This window comes from Sphingobacterium sp. lm-10, assembly GCF_023554555.1.
Classification (GTDB): domain Bacteria; phylum Bacteroidota; class Bacteroidia; order Sphingobacteriales; family Sphingobacteriaceae; genus Sphingobacterium.
In genome coordinates, this window is record NZ_JAMJWC010000001.1 from 1,212,338 (window position 1) to 1,228,641 (window position 16,304).

The window sequence follows — 16,304 nt, forward strand, 5'->3', positions numbered from 1 at the left end:
TTCGCATGCTTGGGCAGCATATGCGCTTCTGGAAAAATAGGGAAAAATTAAAAACTACATCAGATCGTGTAAATGTCTCCATTTGATTAGAAATTATGCCAGATAAAGAGTGTGGCTACCTCTCCTGTGATAGCCGACGGCACAAATATATAAAAATAAATATATAGTCTATGTTTTTAGTAGATATTTATTTTTATATTGAGTTTTAGTACCTTGCAGGTATGGAATCATGGAGCGTATTCATACAACAATTTGGCCGGATAACGGACGACGATATTAGTCTGATGAATGAAAAAGCAAAAATCGTCAGCTTGTCCAAAGGCAACTATTTTTCGGAGGCCGGTCGCGTCCCTACACGGGTATGCTTCGTGTTGGAAGGGGTATTACGAGGCGTATATTATACCAGCGACGGATTGCCGGTTACCCGTTGTTTTATTCCGGAAGGAAATCTGGCGGTGGATTACATGAATTTCGAAAGAGCTAGCCCATCTACAGAATACCTCGCCGCCTGCACAGATTGCACGTTGTTGATCTTTTCCAAATCCGACTGGCTCGCATTTTCCGATCTGATTGCCAATTGGGATACCGCAAAAAATAAAATGGTGCAAAGCTGTATGCATTTAAAATCACGCAAAGGACCGGTTATTTCACAAAATGCGACGAACAGATACCTGGAATTTATGCAAAACTATCCTGGATTGATCAATCGCGTCTCGCTGGCCGACATCGCCTCCTACCTAGGCATTACGTTACCCTCGTTGAGCCGAATTCGAAAAAACATCCGATAAGACTCTTTTTAACAAATGGTAAAAAATTTTCTTTTTATCCATGGCACTTTTGTTCGATACAAAAGAAGAATATGAAAAAAGCATTTATTACAGGAGCTAACAAAGGTATTGGCTTCGAAACAGCCAAAGAGCTTTTAAAAGCTGGTTTTTACGTTTACTTAGGTAGCCGCGACCTAGGCTTGGGCCAGGCGGCAGTCGATCGACTAAATGCAGTGGGTTTTGATCAGGTAACCCCTATTTCATTGGACGTAACAGACGAGGCATCGATCCGGGAAGCGCGCCAAAGAATCGGTGACGAAACCGATGTGTTGGATGTATTGATTAACAATGCGGGAATCAACGGAGGCACGGCGCCCTTCACGGTTTTAGAGGCGACTGCTTCGGAATATTTAGCGGCATTCCACACTAATGTGGTGGGTACTGCTGAGGTGACCAAGGCATTGATGGATCTATTGAGAAAAGCTCCTGCCCCACGTGTGGTTAATGTGAGCACGAGCGTAGGGTCATTGACTTTGCAGAGCAATCCAGATTGGCCAGCCTACCACTACGCGAAATATGGGGTTTATGCAACCTCTAAAGCGGCATTGAATATGTATACAATCCATTTAGCCTATGAGTTACGAGACACCGCATTTAAGGTAAACGCCGTATGCCCAGGTTACACCAGCACCGATTTCACCGGGCACCAGGGCGATGATGTTGGCGTGGCAGCTAAACGTATCGCTAAATATGCACTCATCGGTGAGGATGGGCCGACCGGCAAGTTCTTTAGTGAGGAAACGAATCCGATAACGGGGGAAATAGCCTGGTAGAGGGGATAGGACTACCTTATGGTCAAAAGCAACTCTTAGGTATTCTGCCATGCATATATCTTACAGTCTAACCGAGGCGGTATCGGAAAAGATCACAGCGATTTCATCTTACTGGATACGGCTGAGATAACAAAACGCCTTGCTTTGGTTTTCGTAGAATCACACTATTCTCATCCAGATCCTCTTCGATACTACCCGGTTCAATTGTTGCGTATGTTAAATTGAATTTTTCTGTGGCACCATCACTGCGCGTCCATTCTACGATTTTACAATGGCATGCCGCATTTTCGGGTGTATTCACAATCGTACGAAGTTCTCCAATGTCACTTAATTTGGTGTAAATATTTCTTGCTCCGATGAGATCATTGTTGTCATCAGACTCGAAACTCCAAGTGGATGAAATGGCATACATGACGCTATCTCCTGGAGCTAATTTTGCTAGGGAGTGACTTGGATTTACCAATGAACCATCTGCAGATCGTGCTACAAAGGAGTGGATTGATAATATGCCTGGTGAAGTAAATTCTACATAACCACTATGATTAATCGTGGCTCCGTGCCGTTCAAGCAGTAGGCGGTTTCCTACTTTTTTGATGGTCATAATATTATTGGCGTAACGACGATATCTGTTTGCTTCGTTAGACCTTGCCTGCGGAGCTCCGGTTTGATACATCCAAATGCCTGTTATGCTCGCTATCTCGTCATCCGAAGGTTGATACGATGTCCACATTTCGTTTCCTGCTTTATCATAATGGGACACCAATAGATAGATCGTAGATAGCGTAAATAGACCAAGAATGAGGAGAAGTAAAATCAAAAACCTTCTTGATGAAGGCTTCTTTGTTAGGGTTGAATCGGCCAATTTTTCCGTATTCGTAACAAGTAAATTATTATCTACTGGATTTTTTTCGAACCCCAATCTTCCTACCCCATACAAATAGATGTAACAGGCATCCACTAACTGCGGGCGTGGCTTTTTTACCAGTCCAAAATACACATCTTTGATCTGTCCTCCAGTAAGATCATATTGTCGGTGAGGATACTGTAAGTTCAGCTCCTTATCATTAGGTACTGGATACTCCTGATGCTGTTTTTCTTGAGCTGTAAAAGGGAGTTCGTTACTAATCAGACTCAGTTGCTGTGCTATAGCAGCGTAATTTTCACGATTCGTATTACAAACAATGACTTGACCGCTCGCCTCCTCAAATTTTACTATAACTTTTCTAATAAGGTAATGTACTTCTTCTTTACCGGTCAGTATCTCCATAATGCCCTCTCCAATTGCTTTCCGACGAATTTCCGAAAAAATATGGCTTTTCGGAAATATAGATATTAAAAAAATTAACCTTCGGAATAAATATCGTTTCATTATTTAAGAACGAGGTATCTAGTTTTGAGAACTATCCTCCGGGATAAAAAGATAACCATTCTATAAACTTTAAGTACGTATTTCTATGCTAAGTATTATTGGTATTGTCATGCTCGTATCAATCGTTGCATTGATGATGAGTAGATACTTCTCTCCTTTTGTTGTGTTGTGCACTATTCCTATAGTGGCTGCGCTTGTAGCCGGCTTCGATCTTTCTCAGATCACCGAATACTACAAAGCCGGTGTTGCAAAAGTATTCGAGATTGCCATTATGTTTATTTTCGCCATCATTTTTTTTGGGATTATGAACGACATCGGGTTATTCAACCCACTCATATCCAAAGTACTAAAACTCACAAAATCTAACAGAATTGCCATCACCTGTGGTACCGTCCTTATTGCGGCGGTGGTGCACCTTGATGGATCGGGAGCCGCTACTTTTTTGATTACTATACCTGCATTACTCCCACTGTATAGAAGGCTCAATATGAACCCTTACTTATTGCTCACGCTAATCGCTATTAGTGCCAGTATCGTCAACTTGATTCCATGGGCTGGACCTACCGGCCGTGCAGCAATCGTGCTCGGGATGCAACCAACTGATGTGTGGAAGCCTCTTATCCCGATACAATTAATCGGAATATTTTTTATGGTGGTGATCGCTTACATTTTTGGCTTACGTGAACAACGGCGTGCTGCCTTAAACCCGCCACTTCACGAAGCCTATGCATCAGAAACAGGCATTACAGCCAAGAGTATTATCCCTAACATAAATGGTATGAAAGCCCCGTTATGGATTAATTTTACTTTAACCGTAATAGTGATTTCAAGCCTATTTTTCGATGTCGTCCCTTCTAGTTTGGTCTTTATGATCGGAACAAGCATAGCGCTTATTCTAAATTATCCGGCGAAAAAGATGCAACTGGATGTTTTACAAAAACATGCTCCGGCAAGTTTGTTGATGGCCATCATCATTGTATCAGCAGGAGTTTTATTGGGCGTATTGAATGGTACGGGCATGTTAGAAGCGATGTCTCACGATTTACTAACCATTCTTCCGGATTCTGCTATTCCACATTTACATCTCATTATCGGATTTTTAGGACTACCCCTTGAATTAATCTTAAGTACAGACGCGACTTATTTTGCACTCTTTCCAGTCATCCTAGAAGTTACCACCCAATACGGAGTGGATCCGCTGACCGCTATGCATGTCATGATGGTCGGAAATATCGTTGGAACTTTTATTAGCCCACTATCTCCCGCACTTTGGCTAGCCTTGGGTTTGACGGGTCTTGATTTAGGAAAATACCTAAAATACGCTTTTTTCTATACCTGGGCATTCAGTATAATCCTGATCGCTATGCTCTATATTTTTAATATCGTATAAGCGTTCTTGCTTTTTATCTAACCAATAAACTTTACAACATGACTACATTCATTAAAAGATTACTGATCATTATCATCTTGTACGCTGCTAACCTATTATCAATCCAAGCACAACCCGGTGGGTTAAACAGCTGGTTTCATGGAAATTTACAAGGTGAAATTTCGGATAATTGGCGATATAATGCGAATTTTCAGCAACGGTTCTACGATGTCCCAGTTCAGAATAGTAGATTAAGTCTAATCAACGGGTCATTGGAATACCGACTGAAAAACACAAACACTTTTGTAGGTGGAGGTTACATGTTTTTATTGCTGGAGCCCTATAATAGTCTCGGAGAAAAGTTTAGTCTTCCCGAACACCGACTATTTCAACAGATCACCTTTAACAATGTGGTTAGTCCAAGATATTCTATAGCGCATCGATTTCGTCTGGAAGAACGTTTTCTATTTAATGAACGCTTTCTATTTCGGGCACGGTATTTATTCAATTCATTTTGGAAGCTGGATCGTGCCGAAAACTCGGTCTGGGGCTTAATCTTTCGGCATGAAATCCGGATGAATCTAGAGCGCGAGCAGCCCTTCGACAGTTATCGTATTTCTGCTCTTTTAGCCAAGAAAGTGAGTCAAACTGTTTCTGTTGAACCGGGAGTAATTGTACAATTTAACGGATTTCCGGATCCAACAGATTATTATTTGGCTTGCACTATACGAAAAAGCCTTTCACGCAGAATTAAGACATACAAGCCCGATTAATGAATGTAAATTCTATCTTACTTATCGCTCGCTAATTTTAGTGGCAACCAGAATCACCATGCGTAGTATAGTCTTCGAACAGATAACTTGAAAAGGATAACTCGCTATAAATAGACATCTGCTCAAGACATCGTAGATAGTACAGATAGATAAACTACTCACCATGATCAAAGCGATGGTTATTGTTGCTATTGCTTCCTCTAATTACTATCTTTAGGAAACGCAATCGCGCAATAACAATGCCTTTTATGCAGATCTATTTTTACCGTATCCGTTCACTAAAAATCCTTTTTTTCTACATTTTAGTAGGTGTGCTTCTGGCTTCATGTAAGAGTCAACAGAGAAAGGCTGCATACGATTCTGAGCGCACTCGTCTTCAACAAATAGCCGTTGCAAATCTATCCGCCAATGTGAGGGAATTCAATACCTATCCGGATAGGCCAGATTCCGATGGGCCATTCGATAGCAGCAATAACGAAGCATTTCTGCTAAAAAATATTCCGCTGTTTAGTAGTTCCAACAATGCGATGGACCGTGTCTACAACTATCGCTGGTGGATGATCAGCAAACATTTGAAAGAGTATGCGGACCCAATAGATGGCAAAAATTATTGGGTGGTGACTGAATTTTTTGGCGACAAACCCTGGGCTTCCCTTAGCGGCGCGATCACCTGCCCTGCCGGGCATCAGTTCTATGATGTACGATGGCTACGCGACCCCAAATACCTGCAGTCTTATGCCGATTATTTTATGCGCGGTTCGGCTTCCAAATTACAGCAGCGCGAAAACGGAAATTTCTTAACGTATAAGAGTCGCCCGGAAAGCCATCACTTTTCTAGCTGGATGGTAGATGGCGTGGATGCCTACTTACGTATTCATCCCAACCACAGCTGGATGCACGACATCCTACCTTATATGGAACAGCATCAAGCGGTGTGGGATAGCTTATTTACGGTGCAAAACGCGAATGCAAAAACAAATGGGTTATACAAAATCTTAGACCTCTACGATGGCATGGAGTTTAGCCTTTCAGCGGTATTGGGGTTAATCGAAAGTAAGGGCGCATATGATTTGTACACGGCGGAAAACTGGAAGCAATATTATCTGGGATGGAATACGACGGATAAGGCCGCTAAATCAGCACAGGCGACGCAATACGCAAAAGCATACCGAAAAGGATATCCAGATTTTTATTTGGTTCGTCCCTCCGTAAACAGCTATGCTTATGGCAATCTAAAGGCGCTAAGCACATTGTATTCACTAGATGAACGAACTTCCGAAAAGGCCAGCTCTACCCAAAAATCAGCTTATTACGCCAATCGTTCAGCGGATTTACAACAAAAGACAATGGCGGTCTTATGGAATGAAAACGATCAATTTTTCAATAGTTATAGTGCTGGGGACAACACTTTCGGCATAGGTGATTTTGAAGCAAAGGTTCGGGAGTCAGTTGGTTACACGCCTTGGTACTTTGGCATGATTCCTCCTGGAAAGGCAGAAAAATATGCCGCTGCCTGGGAGATGTTTGCCAGTGAGAAGGGCTTTTCCAACGGCAAAGGAATGACTACTGCGGAGCGACAGCACCCCTACTACAATGAGCAAGCGTATGCCTGGAATGGACGTGGTTGGCCTTTTCAAAATTCGGTGGTATACAAAGCTTATGCTAATTACCTGCGCGATTACAAATCAGACATTATCGAAAAAGACCGGCAATTGTTATATAAGCATATCAGCGAACTGACGGCCCTGCACAATCCCGCCAAACCCAATATTGGGGAATGGTACATCCCTAGTGATGGTCAGGAATTCGGCGGCGAACAGGATTATTTCCATTCCACTTATCCGGATATTATTATTGAAGACCTACTCGGTTTTAAGGCTGTGCACGCGGATCAATTTGAGATCGAACCGTTGCTTCCTGCCGAGGAATTGGAGTATTTTTACCTGGGACAGCTACGCTATCATGAACATGATGTAGATATCGTTTGGAAAAAAGACTGGGATAAAAACAAAACGGGCGATCAAAGCATGCTTTGTGTATGGGTAGATAATAAGCTGGTCGCTACGAGCGAAAACTTAAACGATAAGCTAATCGTGAAGTTGAAATAAAGATCAGTGCAGATTATGAAGATTAGACAGCTCACTCTTTATACCAATAAGTTACCCGAACAAAAAGATTTTTATCTGCATGTCTTGGGATTTCCATTAATCGAGGAGATGGAAACATCATTTGTGATTGAGGTGGGCTGGAGTAGACTGGAGTTTCGGCAAAGTGAAGAAGCCCACCTTTACCACTATTGCTTCCTTATTCCCAGCAATAAATTGTACGAAGCATTGGCCTGGATGGAATCTAAAGTTGCGATCATAGATACGGAAACCAACGAAAAAATTGTGTTTTTCGACGATTGGAATCCGCACTCTTTTTACTTCTACGATGGTGCAGGTAATATTGCAGAATGTATTGTGCGGCATGACCTAAAAAATACGTCAGACCTTTCTTTTAATATTTCGGATTTCTTATGTGTGAATGAAATTGGATTACCAACAAAGGATATTAGCCAAACTTTGGAAGAATTGGAAACTAATTTTGGTATTAGTTTATGGAAGGGTGATCTGTTGCGTTTCGCCGCTAGCGGATCGCAGTATGGTTTATTTTTATTGCCTAACTACAGGGTAAAAGAAACCTGGTTTCCGACAGATATCACGATAGCATGTGCCCCATTCACTACCGTTATCGAAAAAGGTAATAATAAGTATAGTTTCGACTACATCGATGGAAAAATATCCAATATAAAAACTATTACTTCATGAAAACCTATTTACTCCTATTAACTGCCTATTTGTTGATGTTTTCTGATAGCGCAGCGAATACAGCTTCTAACTGTATTTATCTGAGCGAAGATTCTGTGACGGTGGTTCACGACGAATTTTTTGATAAAACGCGCAATCGGCAAATACCCCTCGCCTATTATATCGATGAGCAAAAAAAGCCGGTCAAATTCCAAAAGATAGCCATTATCAGTCATGGTTATGGACAAAATCAAGGAGGTGATTATTTACAATACAGCTATCTAGCCAATTCTCTAGCGCAAGAAGGTTACTTCGTGATTAGCATACAGCATGAACTACCCAGCGATGAGTTGCTATCTATGGAAGGTAAATTTTTGGAAACGCGCATGCCCAATTGGAAACGGGGTATGGAAAACATTCATTTCGTATTATCGACTTTAAAAGAACAACATACCAATTTGGAATTTAACGACGTTACCCTTATCGGTCACTCCAATGGCGGAGATATGTCGGTACTTTTTGCGCACGAGTATCCATTGTTGATTCATAAAGTCATTTCTCTGGACAACCGACGGATGCCATTGCCAAGGGTAACTAGCCCTAAAATATATTCCATCCGATCCAACGATTATCCGGCGGATGATGGTGTCTTGCCGAGTGAAGAAGAGGCCGCGAATTTAGGCATGACCATTCAGTTTGTCGATATCAACCATAGCAATATGGATGACGATGCCACGGCGGAAGAAAGAGCAATGATCTTAAGCTATATACAGCAGTATTTGAAAGACTAAATAGTTTTTTATTAACGTTACTTATTCGATTGCCTAAGCCATGGCGCGACCACCCAATTATATACGTAGCAGCCCACACATACCTGAAATACGGCTTCCAAAAAAGCACATATCAACAAGACAACACCTACCACCAATGCCAAATCAGGTCTACCAAAAATCAAGAATACCAACCAGATAGCAGTGAAAATAAAACCCAGTAGAGCAGCAAATTTCTTAGGCGGCAGGAAAATAGGTTTAGGCGAAACAGAGAGACGTGTAGTAATTTTTTGAGCAAGCCATTTTAATACCGAAGGCTGGTTAGAAAATGCTCGAATAGCAAAGTCTACTAGCAAAAAAGCGATCAGTAACACGGAATGAGTAAACAATGTCACTATAGCAATTACGAAAACCTGTGCAGCGACCAATCGTATTACTGTAGCGTCGCCATACAGTAAAGACTTATTTTTCACGATTGCCATATCTATTTTATCATTTGGGTGTGTACTTTCTAATAATAACGTTTTCTCTGCCAGATAAACTGCTCTAAAGTATGTATTAAAAAATCTATTTCCTGACAGGTATTGTAAAATGCTAGTGATGGTCGCACGGTGGATTCATGTCCCAGTCTCCGTAAAATCGGCTGTGCACAATGGTGCCCTGTCCGAACAGCAATACCTACCTCATTGAGTGCGGCACCAACTTCATCATTTGCGATACCGTTAATAGTAAACGAAAGAACACTGGCTTTATGCTGTGCAGTACCGATTAAAGTGATGCCCGGCAATTGTTGGAGTAGGTTGCTGGCATAGGCTAGCAAATAGTGTTCGTAGGCGCTAATACCTTCCAAACCAACACCCTGCACATAACGCAATGCTGCTGCCAAACCAACGGCATCGGCAATATTGCCTGTGCCAGCCTCAAATCTATTCGGTGCATCATGGTAAGTCGTCTGATCAAAACGGACATCCTTGATCATATTACCTCCACCTTGGTAGGGCTGCATACGATTAAGCAGTTCTTCCTTTCCGTAGAGTACGCCAATACCTGTCGGACCAAAAACTTTATGCCCTGAAAACACAAAGAAATCGGGATTGAGGTATTGCAAGTCGATCCGCATATGCGATACCGATTGTGCTCCATCCAACAAAACCTTCGCTCCAGCCTGGTGGGCAAGATCAATAATTTGCTTAGCCGGCGTCACGGTGCCAAGGGCATTACTTACATGAGTAAATGAGACTAGTTTGGTCTTCGGAGATAGTATTTTTGTATATTCATCTAGCAATAAATCACCAGCATCATCCACTGGTATGACACGAATTTTAAACCCCTTTCGCTGACTAAGCAATTGCCAAGGTACAATATTCGCATGATGTTCCAAGTTACTCAGAATGATCTCATCCTGTGCTCCAATATTTTCTTCTCCCCAGCTGCTGGCAACTAAATTGATTGCTTCTGTGGTACCGCGTGTAAAGACAATTTCATTTGCAGACGAAGCGTTTAAAAAGTCTTTAACCACATTTCTTGCCTCTTCGTAAGCATCCGTTGCCCGCGCAGCAAGTTTATGGGCAGCTCGGTGGATATTCGAGTTTTCATGCGCATAAAAATAAGCCAGACGGTCTATCACCACCTGAGGTTTTTGCGTTGTCGCGGCATTATCCAGCCAAATTAATGGATGGCCATTGACAGACTCATTCAAAATGGGAAAATCAGCACGGATAGCACCAACATCTAATGCAGTCACATTTTTCACCGAAGAATCGATCCCTTCAGTCAAGAGATGATCTTTAAAGGGGTTTTCAGCTAAAAAGTAGTATGCAGATTCTTGGTTGTCTACCGGAAATTGAGCACCATGTGTAAATGAATGTCCTCCTTTTAATCTTTCGGACAATTCGATTATTGGTTGTTCATATCTTTCTTGATATGGCAAGGTAAGTCGCGCAGGATCGTAAAGTAGACCATTTCCTGATGATTTCACAGATTTACCGCCAATACCTCCTACTTCGGTAAGCGACGAATCTGCAGACCCTCCAAAGTTAGCAGAATCTGTAAAATCCACTGGTGGATTAATGCTACCATGATTTTCGTGTCCTGATGCGATGTGGGACAATGAGCGCTTGTTCGAATGACCTGCCGATAGCCTATCAACAGATGAATTTCCTATTTCATAAGGAAAATATACCTCCGGCTTTACCACGTCGTTAATAATATCCCGATGTTCGCGGTCCTGTGCCAGTTGACTAGCATTCGCCTCCGATTCATTAGGTGGCGCTTTGAAATAGCGGTTGGCTTCTTCTTTCAAAAAATTTTCGAATTCAACATTTAATTCAGACATAAGTATGCATCATTTTAGCCGATTATCCTTTATATATTTTCTCTATCCACGCTGTACTCGTTAACCGTAATTATATTCGTGGTATTTGGTGATATCTACATCCTCCAATACTGCAACTGCGTCATCTACCAGAATAACTAAAGAGCAGTATAAGGAAATCAGGTAAGAGGCAATAGCCTTATCATTGATGCCGGTAAATTTGATGGAAAGACCCGGTGTTTGCTCTCCTGGCAAGTCTGGTTGATAAAGTCCTATAACTCCTTGCCTGGATTGTCCGGTTCTGATCAGCAATATCTTGGTCTTGCCTTTTACTATAGGTACTTTGTCGCTTGGAATCAGTGGTATGCCACGCCATGTCAGAAATGGCGATCCAAACAGAGTAACTGTCGGAGGTGGTACACCGCGACGTGTACATTCCCGGCCAAATGCTGCAATAGTGAGCGGATGCAACAGAAAAAATCCCGGCTGCTTCCAGACTTTGGTCAGTAATTCGTCCATGTCATCTGGGGTGGGTGCGCCACTTCTTGTTTTAATAATTTGCTTAGCCGCCACATTGCTCAAAATACCGTAGTCTGCATTATTAATCAATTCACTCTCCTGCCGCTCTTTGATCTTCTCAATGGCTAAACGAAGCTGTTCGCTGATCTGGTTATAAGGCTTACTATAAAGATCTGACACGCGAGTATGTACGTCAATCAGCGTATTCACAGCCTGTAGATTATATTCTCTCGGGTTTTCGTCGTAATCGACAAAGGTGTGTGGTAGCACACTTTCATCTCTACGAGAACAATCTACCTGAATACTATCCTCTCCCACAACTTTGTTTAATCTAAATACGCCCGACTCAACCGGCAGCCACTGTAGCAAATGTACCACCCAACGCGGGGAGACACTTTCTAGTTGACCAGTCGTTCTGGTAGCAATCGCCAAATGCCTTGCGGCAACGTCACCGAGTGCGGTTTGTCCTTGTTTTGATTGTTCACTCATCCTTTATAGTTTTTGTTAAATATTGATAGCAAAAGAAGTCTTATTAGCTCGATTATAAAATGGATAAACCTTTGGATTTCTTATTGATTAATTACCTAAAAACACCCCCTGATCGCAACAGGTTATAAGAAAACAGTTTAAAAAGCTATTAATCTTATATTTATATTCTAAATTATGAAAGTATATCATAAATACAAAATAATACTACAAAAAAGGTAGACATTATTATGTTAACATAAAGTTATCAACTTACTCTATTTATTGCGATCAAGGAAATATGGTAATTGATATCGAGAAGATATCAACTAATTCATTTGAAAAAGAAAAGTTGGATTGGATTTATTGGGAACTTTCGATTTAGATCATGTCGACCATAATTGGTATCGAGCCACGAATAAATGAACTTAGAGTAAGCCAAAATGATAGAAAATAAAACAAAATTGAGACGATTATGACAGGTTACTCTGGTTATAATTTGCAGATTTGATTTTACATACAATAAACCGCTATTTACAAGCTTATACCATCATGAATAAATACATCTTAAGCACCATTGCATTGGCATGCTTCGCAGTGTCTATGCAGGCCGCAGATATAAAAATCAAAGTAACCAAGCAATACATTAATTTCCCTATCTCCCACCAGGTGGATCGTCAGGTCATGAAGATGACGGTTGATGGCAAAGAAGATCGTCAATTTAACATTAGGCTCGCCAATGGAGATCCTGAATATTGGGTATTCACCGATGTATCCGCCTATAAAGGTAAAACTATCATGCTAAGCTATGATGGAGATGAAAGTGCGCTGAGCAAGATCTATCAGGATGATAGAATCGCCGGACAGGATTCCATCTATCAGGAAGTAAACCGACCTCAATTTCATTTCACCACACGCCGGGGTTGGGTCAATGATCCAAATGGCCTCATTTTTTTTGAGGGCGAATACCATTTATTTTACCAGCACAATCCGTATGAACGGGAATGGGAGAATATGTCTTGGGGACATGCAGTGAGTACAGATTTAATCCATTGGGAAGAGCTTCCTGTGGCCTTGCATCCAGATAAAATAGGCACCATGTTTTCCGGATCAGCCGTCATTGATTACGACAATACTTCCGGATTCGGAAAGCCCGGAAAGCCAGCGATGGTGGCGTCTTATACGGCCTATTCTAGCGATAAACAAGTGCAATGTATGGCATATAGCTTGGATCATGGAAGAACCTGGACTAAATACGCTAATAACCCTGTTATTGATAGCAAAGAGAAATGGAATAGCGTAGATACCCGCGATCCCAAGATTATTTGGTATGCCCCAAGTAAGCACTGGGTTATGGTACTCAACGAACGGGATGGCCAATCTATTTACACGTCTTCCAACTTGAAGGATTGGACATACGAGAGCCATACCACGGGCTTTTGGGAATGTCCAGAGTTGTTCGAACTGCCTATAGATGGGGATGAGAACAATAAGAAATGGGTAATGTATGGTGCCTCCAACACCTATATGATCGGCTCATTTGATGGCAAAATTTTTACGCCGGAAAGCGGAAAGCATCAACTAGGAACTGGAACTATTTATGCCGCACAGACATTCTCTAATATTCCGGAAAGTGACGGGCGAAGGATTCAAATCGGTTGGGGACGGGTGGCGCATCCCGGCATGCCTTTCAATGGTATGTTTCTATTACCTACCGAACTGACCTTAAAAACCACAAATAATGGTGTTCGTCTTTTCAGCCAACCTGTTGAAGAAATAGAAAAGATATTCACGCCAGTGCAAAGCTGGTCGAACCTAAAAGCGGATCAAGCAAACGAAAAGCTAAAGGCCTATTACAATGCCAAACAACTGCGTATCAAAACGACCTTTAAGCTATCTCATGCTACCGACGCGGGATTTAATCTTTTCGGACAACGTATTGTCGGATACGACATGAACCACAATACCATCAATGGTGTATTCTATTCGCCAGAGGATATGACCAGCATGGAGCTTACGGCAGATATATTTATTGACAACACGTCTATCGAAGTTTTCATCGATGGCGGAAAATATTCTTACTCGATGGAGCGCAAACCCGACCGTAATAATAAGGAAGGTTTTCACTTCTGGGGAAATAATATTGACGTCACCAATTTGGAGGTATTTGAGGCAGAATCTATTTGGAAGTAATTTAACACCCTACTCCGTCATTGCGCGGAGGTACGACAACGCAATCTTATGTGCGTAAAATTTAGATTGCCGCACCCTCGTCCCTCGGGTTCGCAAGGACGCTTCTTTTAGTTAATAAGGTTCAGAAAATTGATAAGGTTAATAAAGTTCCAAAAACAACAAAGGGTTGCCAGTTTAGGATCGGCAACCCTTTGTATTATAATATAGCCCCAAAGATTATTTCTTTTCCAACAATTGTATCAAGCGATGAAAAATTTCGGTGTTCTCATAGAATCCGATGAATGCCTGCGCTCCTGGCCCATACGCCAATACCGGAACCAGCATACTGCTGTGATCGTTAGAAGCAAAATGTCCTTGAATCTTTCCAGTAGCCTGATCTACATCCAATAAATTCAAAGCACCTGTTTCGTGATCGGCCGTGACCAATACTAGCGTATGGCCATCGGCATCGGCAAAGCGAAGCGCCTCTCCTACTGCTTGATCAAAATCCACCGTTTCTGCAGCAACATAAGTCAGATCGCGCGCATGCCCACCGTAGTCGATTTGCGCACTTTCGGCCATGATAAAGAATCCCTTATCCCGCTTATCTAGCTTTTGAATAGTGAGATTTACTAATTGCGACAAGACTGGTCCTCTACCCTCTTTTGCCGGACGCGTAAGGGAATCGGGCAAAAATGTCACTAACTTCTCTGCCTTCGATTGCTGAAACGAAACGAGATCTTCGAGCAGTGTAAAATCGTTCTTCGCAAGATCTGTAACCAGTTTTTGGTGTTTTGCGACATCACGATATGGGCTAGGTCGCCCAGCAATTAAGATATCGATGGATTGGTTGGTGACCAAAGACTGTGTGATGTCTTCGGAAGCATTTCTGTTTTTATGTTTTGCGTAAAATACCGCTGGCGTGGCATCCGATGCATCACCAGTGGAAATAATGCCCGTGCGCATGCCTCGTTCCCTAATCCGATCCGGAATCGCTGCCAAAGCAACACCATTGGTATCCACGCTGATTTGTCCATTGTAAGTTTTCATGCCCGTAGCAATAGCGGTACCGCCAGCACCAGAGTCCGTATTTCCTAAGCTGTACGATGTCGTCGATGAAAAACCAATATGCCGCATTTGCTTTATATTCGATTCACCACGATTGGCGATAATAGCCGATTGCAGATGTCCTAAACCCATCCCATCACCAATCAAGAGGATTACATTGCGAATCTCCTTCTTCGCACCATCGCTAGCATACGTTGGAGAATAAACAGGATACAGTTTTACGAGTTGAAAACGAGACGCAAGCAATTCATCTAAATACACTTTCAGCTGCGCTGGATGATCGGTATTGAGCCAGGTGACGCCCATCTTTTCGAGCACAATCCAGGTATTTACATTGTCTGACGTACCCCAAAGTCGAAATGATACGCCCCAATCTGCCGCTTGCTTGGCATCCTGCATGATCTTTTGCAGTTCCATTTTAGCAGGCTCACCCTTACCATTCCATTGGCTGTAAACGCGCAGATCTTGGCTTATCATGCCTAGATGTTTGCGTTGTGCGTCGGTGTAAGGGATATTCGGCCTGCCATCAAACTTAATCCATGTCGGAAATTGAGAAAACAGTTCTGGAGCAGGCATATTGCCGCTGATCACAATGTGTACCGGATGGGCAGATCGGGCATCGTCAAATAAGAAATCGTATTTAAGCAGCAGCGCAATCAAGCTTGGCATCAAGCGTTGATAATCTTCCTTAAAATCCAACAGTAATTGCAGGTTCTTAGTAGTATCGGCAAATGGATGCGCCCCATTCGCACGATACAATTCTGCTAAAGGCTGTAAGTACAACTTTTCTAAAGTGCGACCTACCGTAATATCTTTCTGGTCATGCGCCGCATACAAAGTATCATCTCTCAAAAACAGATCGACTTCGATCGATTCCATCCCAGCATGGTACGCGGTAAGGAATGGAATCGCCTGCTCGTAATCATTGTGGCTATGGCCACGCACATTCAGTATACCGGCTTCTTTGTCGGCAAACATCAGCTGCTCAAAACGCTGACTCAAACTGCTGGCTTCTTGTGCGACTACCGGCTCTTGGTTCCAACAGAAACATAGGCAGGCTAACGATACTCCTAAAAAATTCTTCATCTTCTCGTAT

General features: G+C 42.3%; 13 protein-coding genes. 8 read left to right on the forward strand and 5 right to left on the reverse strand.

The annotated features are described in order from the left end of the window. Positions 1–221: 221 nt before the first annotated feature. Together M8998_RS04760 and M8998_RS04765 are read left to right on the forward strand one after the other, a co-directional pair. Positions 222–788: a Crp/Fnr family transcriptional regulator gene (locus tag M8998_RS04760; protein ID WP_249990981.1), complete on the forward strand. Its 567-nt coding sequence runs from the start codon at positions 222–224 to the stop codon at positions 786–788. Positions 789–859: 71 nt separating this feature from the next. Further along, complete coding sequence (locus M8998_RS04765; RefSeq protein ID WP_249990982.1) at positions 860–1,600, forward strand: SDR family NAD(P)-dependent oxidoreductase; 741 nt, start codon at positions 860–862, stop codon at positions 1,598–1,600. Between the two features lie 103 nt (positions 1,601–1,703). On the opposite strand, the gene M8998_RS04770 is transcribed toward M8998_RS04765, so the two are convergent. Next, positions 1,704–2,867 carry a hypothetical protein gene (locus M8998_RS04770; protein ID WP_249990983.1) on the reverse strand — a complete coding sequence of 388 codons (1,164 nt, stop codon included), beginning with the start codon at positions 2,865–2,867 and terminating at the stop codon, positions 1,704–1,706. Positions 2,868–3,054: 187 nt separating this feature from the next. Between M8998_RS04770 and M8998_RS04775 the strand changes: the two genes are divergently transcribed. The 5 genes from M8998_RS04775 to M8998_RS04795 all read left to right on the forward strand — a co-directional run bounded on the left by M8998_RS04775 (position 3,055) and on the right by M8998_RS04795 (position 8,691). Beyond that, entirely contained in the window at positions 3,055–4,359 is a 1,305-nt protein-coding gene (locus M8998_RS04775) for a CitMHS family transporter (protein ID WP_249990984.1), read from the forward strand. A gap of 38 nt (positions 4,360–4,397) precedes the next feature. Further along, positions 4,398–5,111: a DUF2490 domain-containing protein gene (locus M8998_RS04780; RefSeq protein WP_249990985.1), complete on the forward strand. Its 714-nt coding sequence runs from the start codon at positions 4,398–4,400 to the stop codon at positions 5,109–5,111. A gap of 248 nt (positions 5,112–5,359) precedes the next feature. After that, the gene (locus tag M8998_RS04785) at positions 5,360–7,219 is read left to right on the forward strand and encodes an MGH1-like glycoside hydrolase domain-containing protein (RefSeq protein ID WP_249990986.1); all 1,860 of its coding nucleotides are present in this window, start codon (positions 5,360–5,362) and stop codon (positions 7,217–7,219) included. 15 nt (positions 7,220–7,234) lie between these two features. Next, positions 7,235–7,921 (forward strand): VOC family protein, encoded by a 687-nt coding sequence (locus M8998_RS04790; RefSeq protein WP_249990987.1) that lies wholly within the window; start codon positions 7,235–7,237, stop codon positions 7,919–7,921. Next, entirely contained in the window at positions 7,918–8,691 is a 774-nt protein-coding gene (locus M8998_RS04795) for an alpha/beta hydrolase (protein WP_249990988.1), read from the forward strand. Before M8998_RS04790 ends, M8998_RS04795 begins: the two co-directional genes overlap by 4 nt. A gap of 17 nt (positions 8,692–8,708) precedes the next feature. Here the strand turns inward: M8998_RS04795 and M8998_RS04800 are convergent, their stop codons facing one another. From M8998_RS04800 to M8998_RS04810, 3 genes are read right to left on the reverse strand one after another with little or no spacing between them, the layout of a single operon-like run. Further along, the gene (locus M8998_RS04800; RefSeq protein ID WP_249990989.1) at positions 8,709–9,152 is read right to left on the reverse strand and encodes a DUF4395 domain-containing protein; all 444 of its coding nucleotides are present in this window, start codon (positions 9,150–9,152) and stop codon (positions 8,709–8,711) included. A 29-nt stretch (positions 9,153–9,181) separates the two neighbouring features. Next, a complete protein-coding gene (locus M8998_RS04805; RefSeq protein WP_249990990.1) occupies positions 9,182–11,005 on the reverse strand; it encodes a family 2A encapsulin nanocompartment cargo protein cysteine desulfurase in 1,824 nt (607 codons plus the stop codon). A 60-nt stretch (positions 11,006–11,065) separates the two neighbouring features. After that, on the reverse strand, positions 11,066–11,992 hold the full coding sequence (locus tag M8998_RS04810) for a family 2A encapsulin nanocompartment shell protein (RefSeq protein ID WP_249990991.1): 927 nt from the start codon (positions 11,990–11,992) through the stop codon (positions 11,066–11,068). A gap of 528 nt (positions 11,993–12,520) precedes the next feature. On the opposite strand from M8998_RS04810, the gene M8998_RS04815 reads away from it, so the two are divergent. Next, positions 12,521–14,161, forward strand: coding sequence for a glycoside hydrolase family 32 protein (locus M8998_RS04815; RefSeq protein ID WP_249990992.1), 1,641 nt, complete (start codon positions 12,521–12,523; stop codon positions 14,159–14,161). A gap of 216 nt (positions 14,162–14,377) precedes the next feature. On the opposite strand, the gene M8998_RS04820 is transcribed toward M8998_RS04815, so the two are convergent. Further along, positions 14,378–16,294, reverse strand: coding sequence for an alkaline phosphatase (locus tag M8998_RS04820; protein WP_249990993.1), 1,917 nt, complete (start codon positions 16,292–16,294; stop codon positions 14,378–14,380). Positions 16,295–16,304 lie beyond the last annotated feature (10 nt).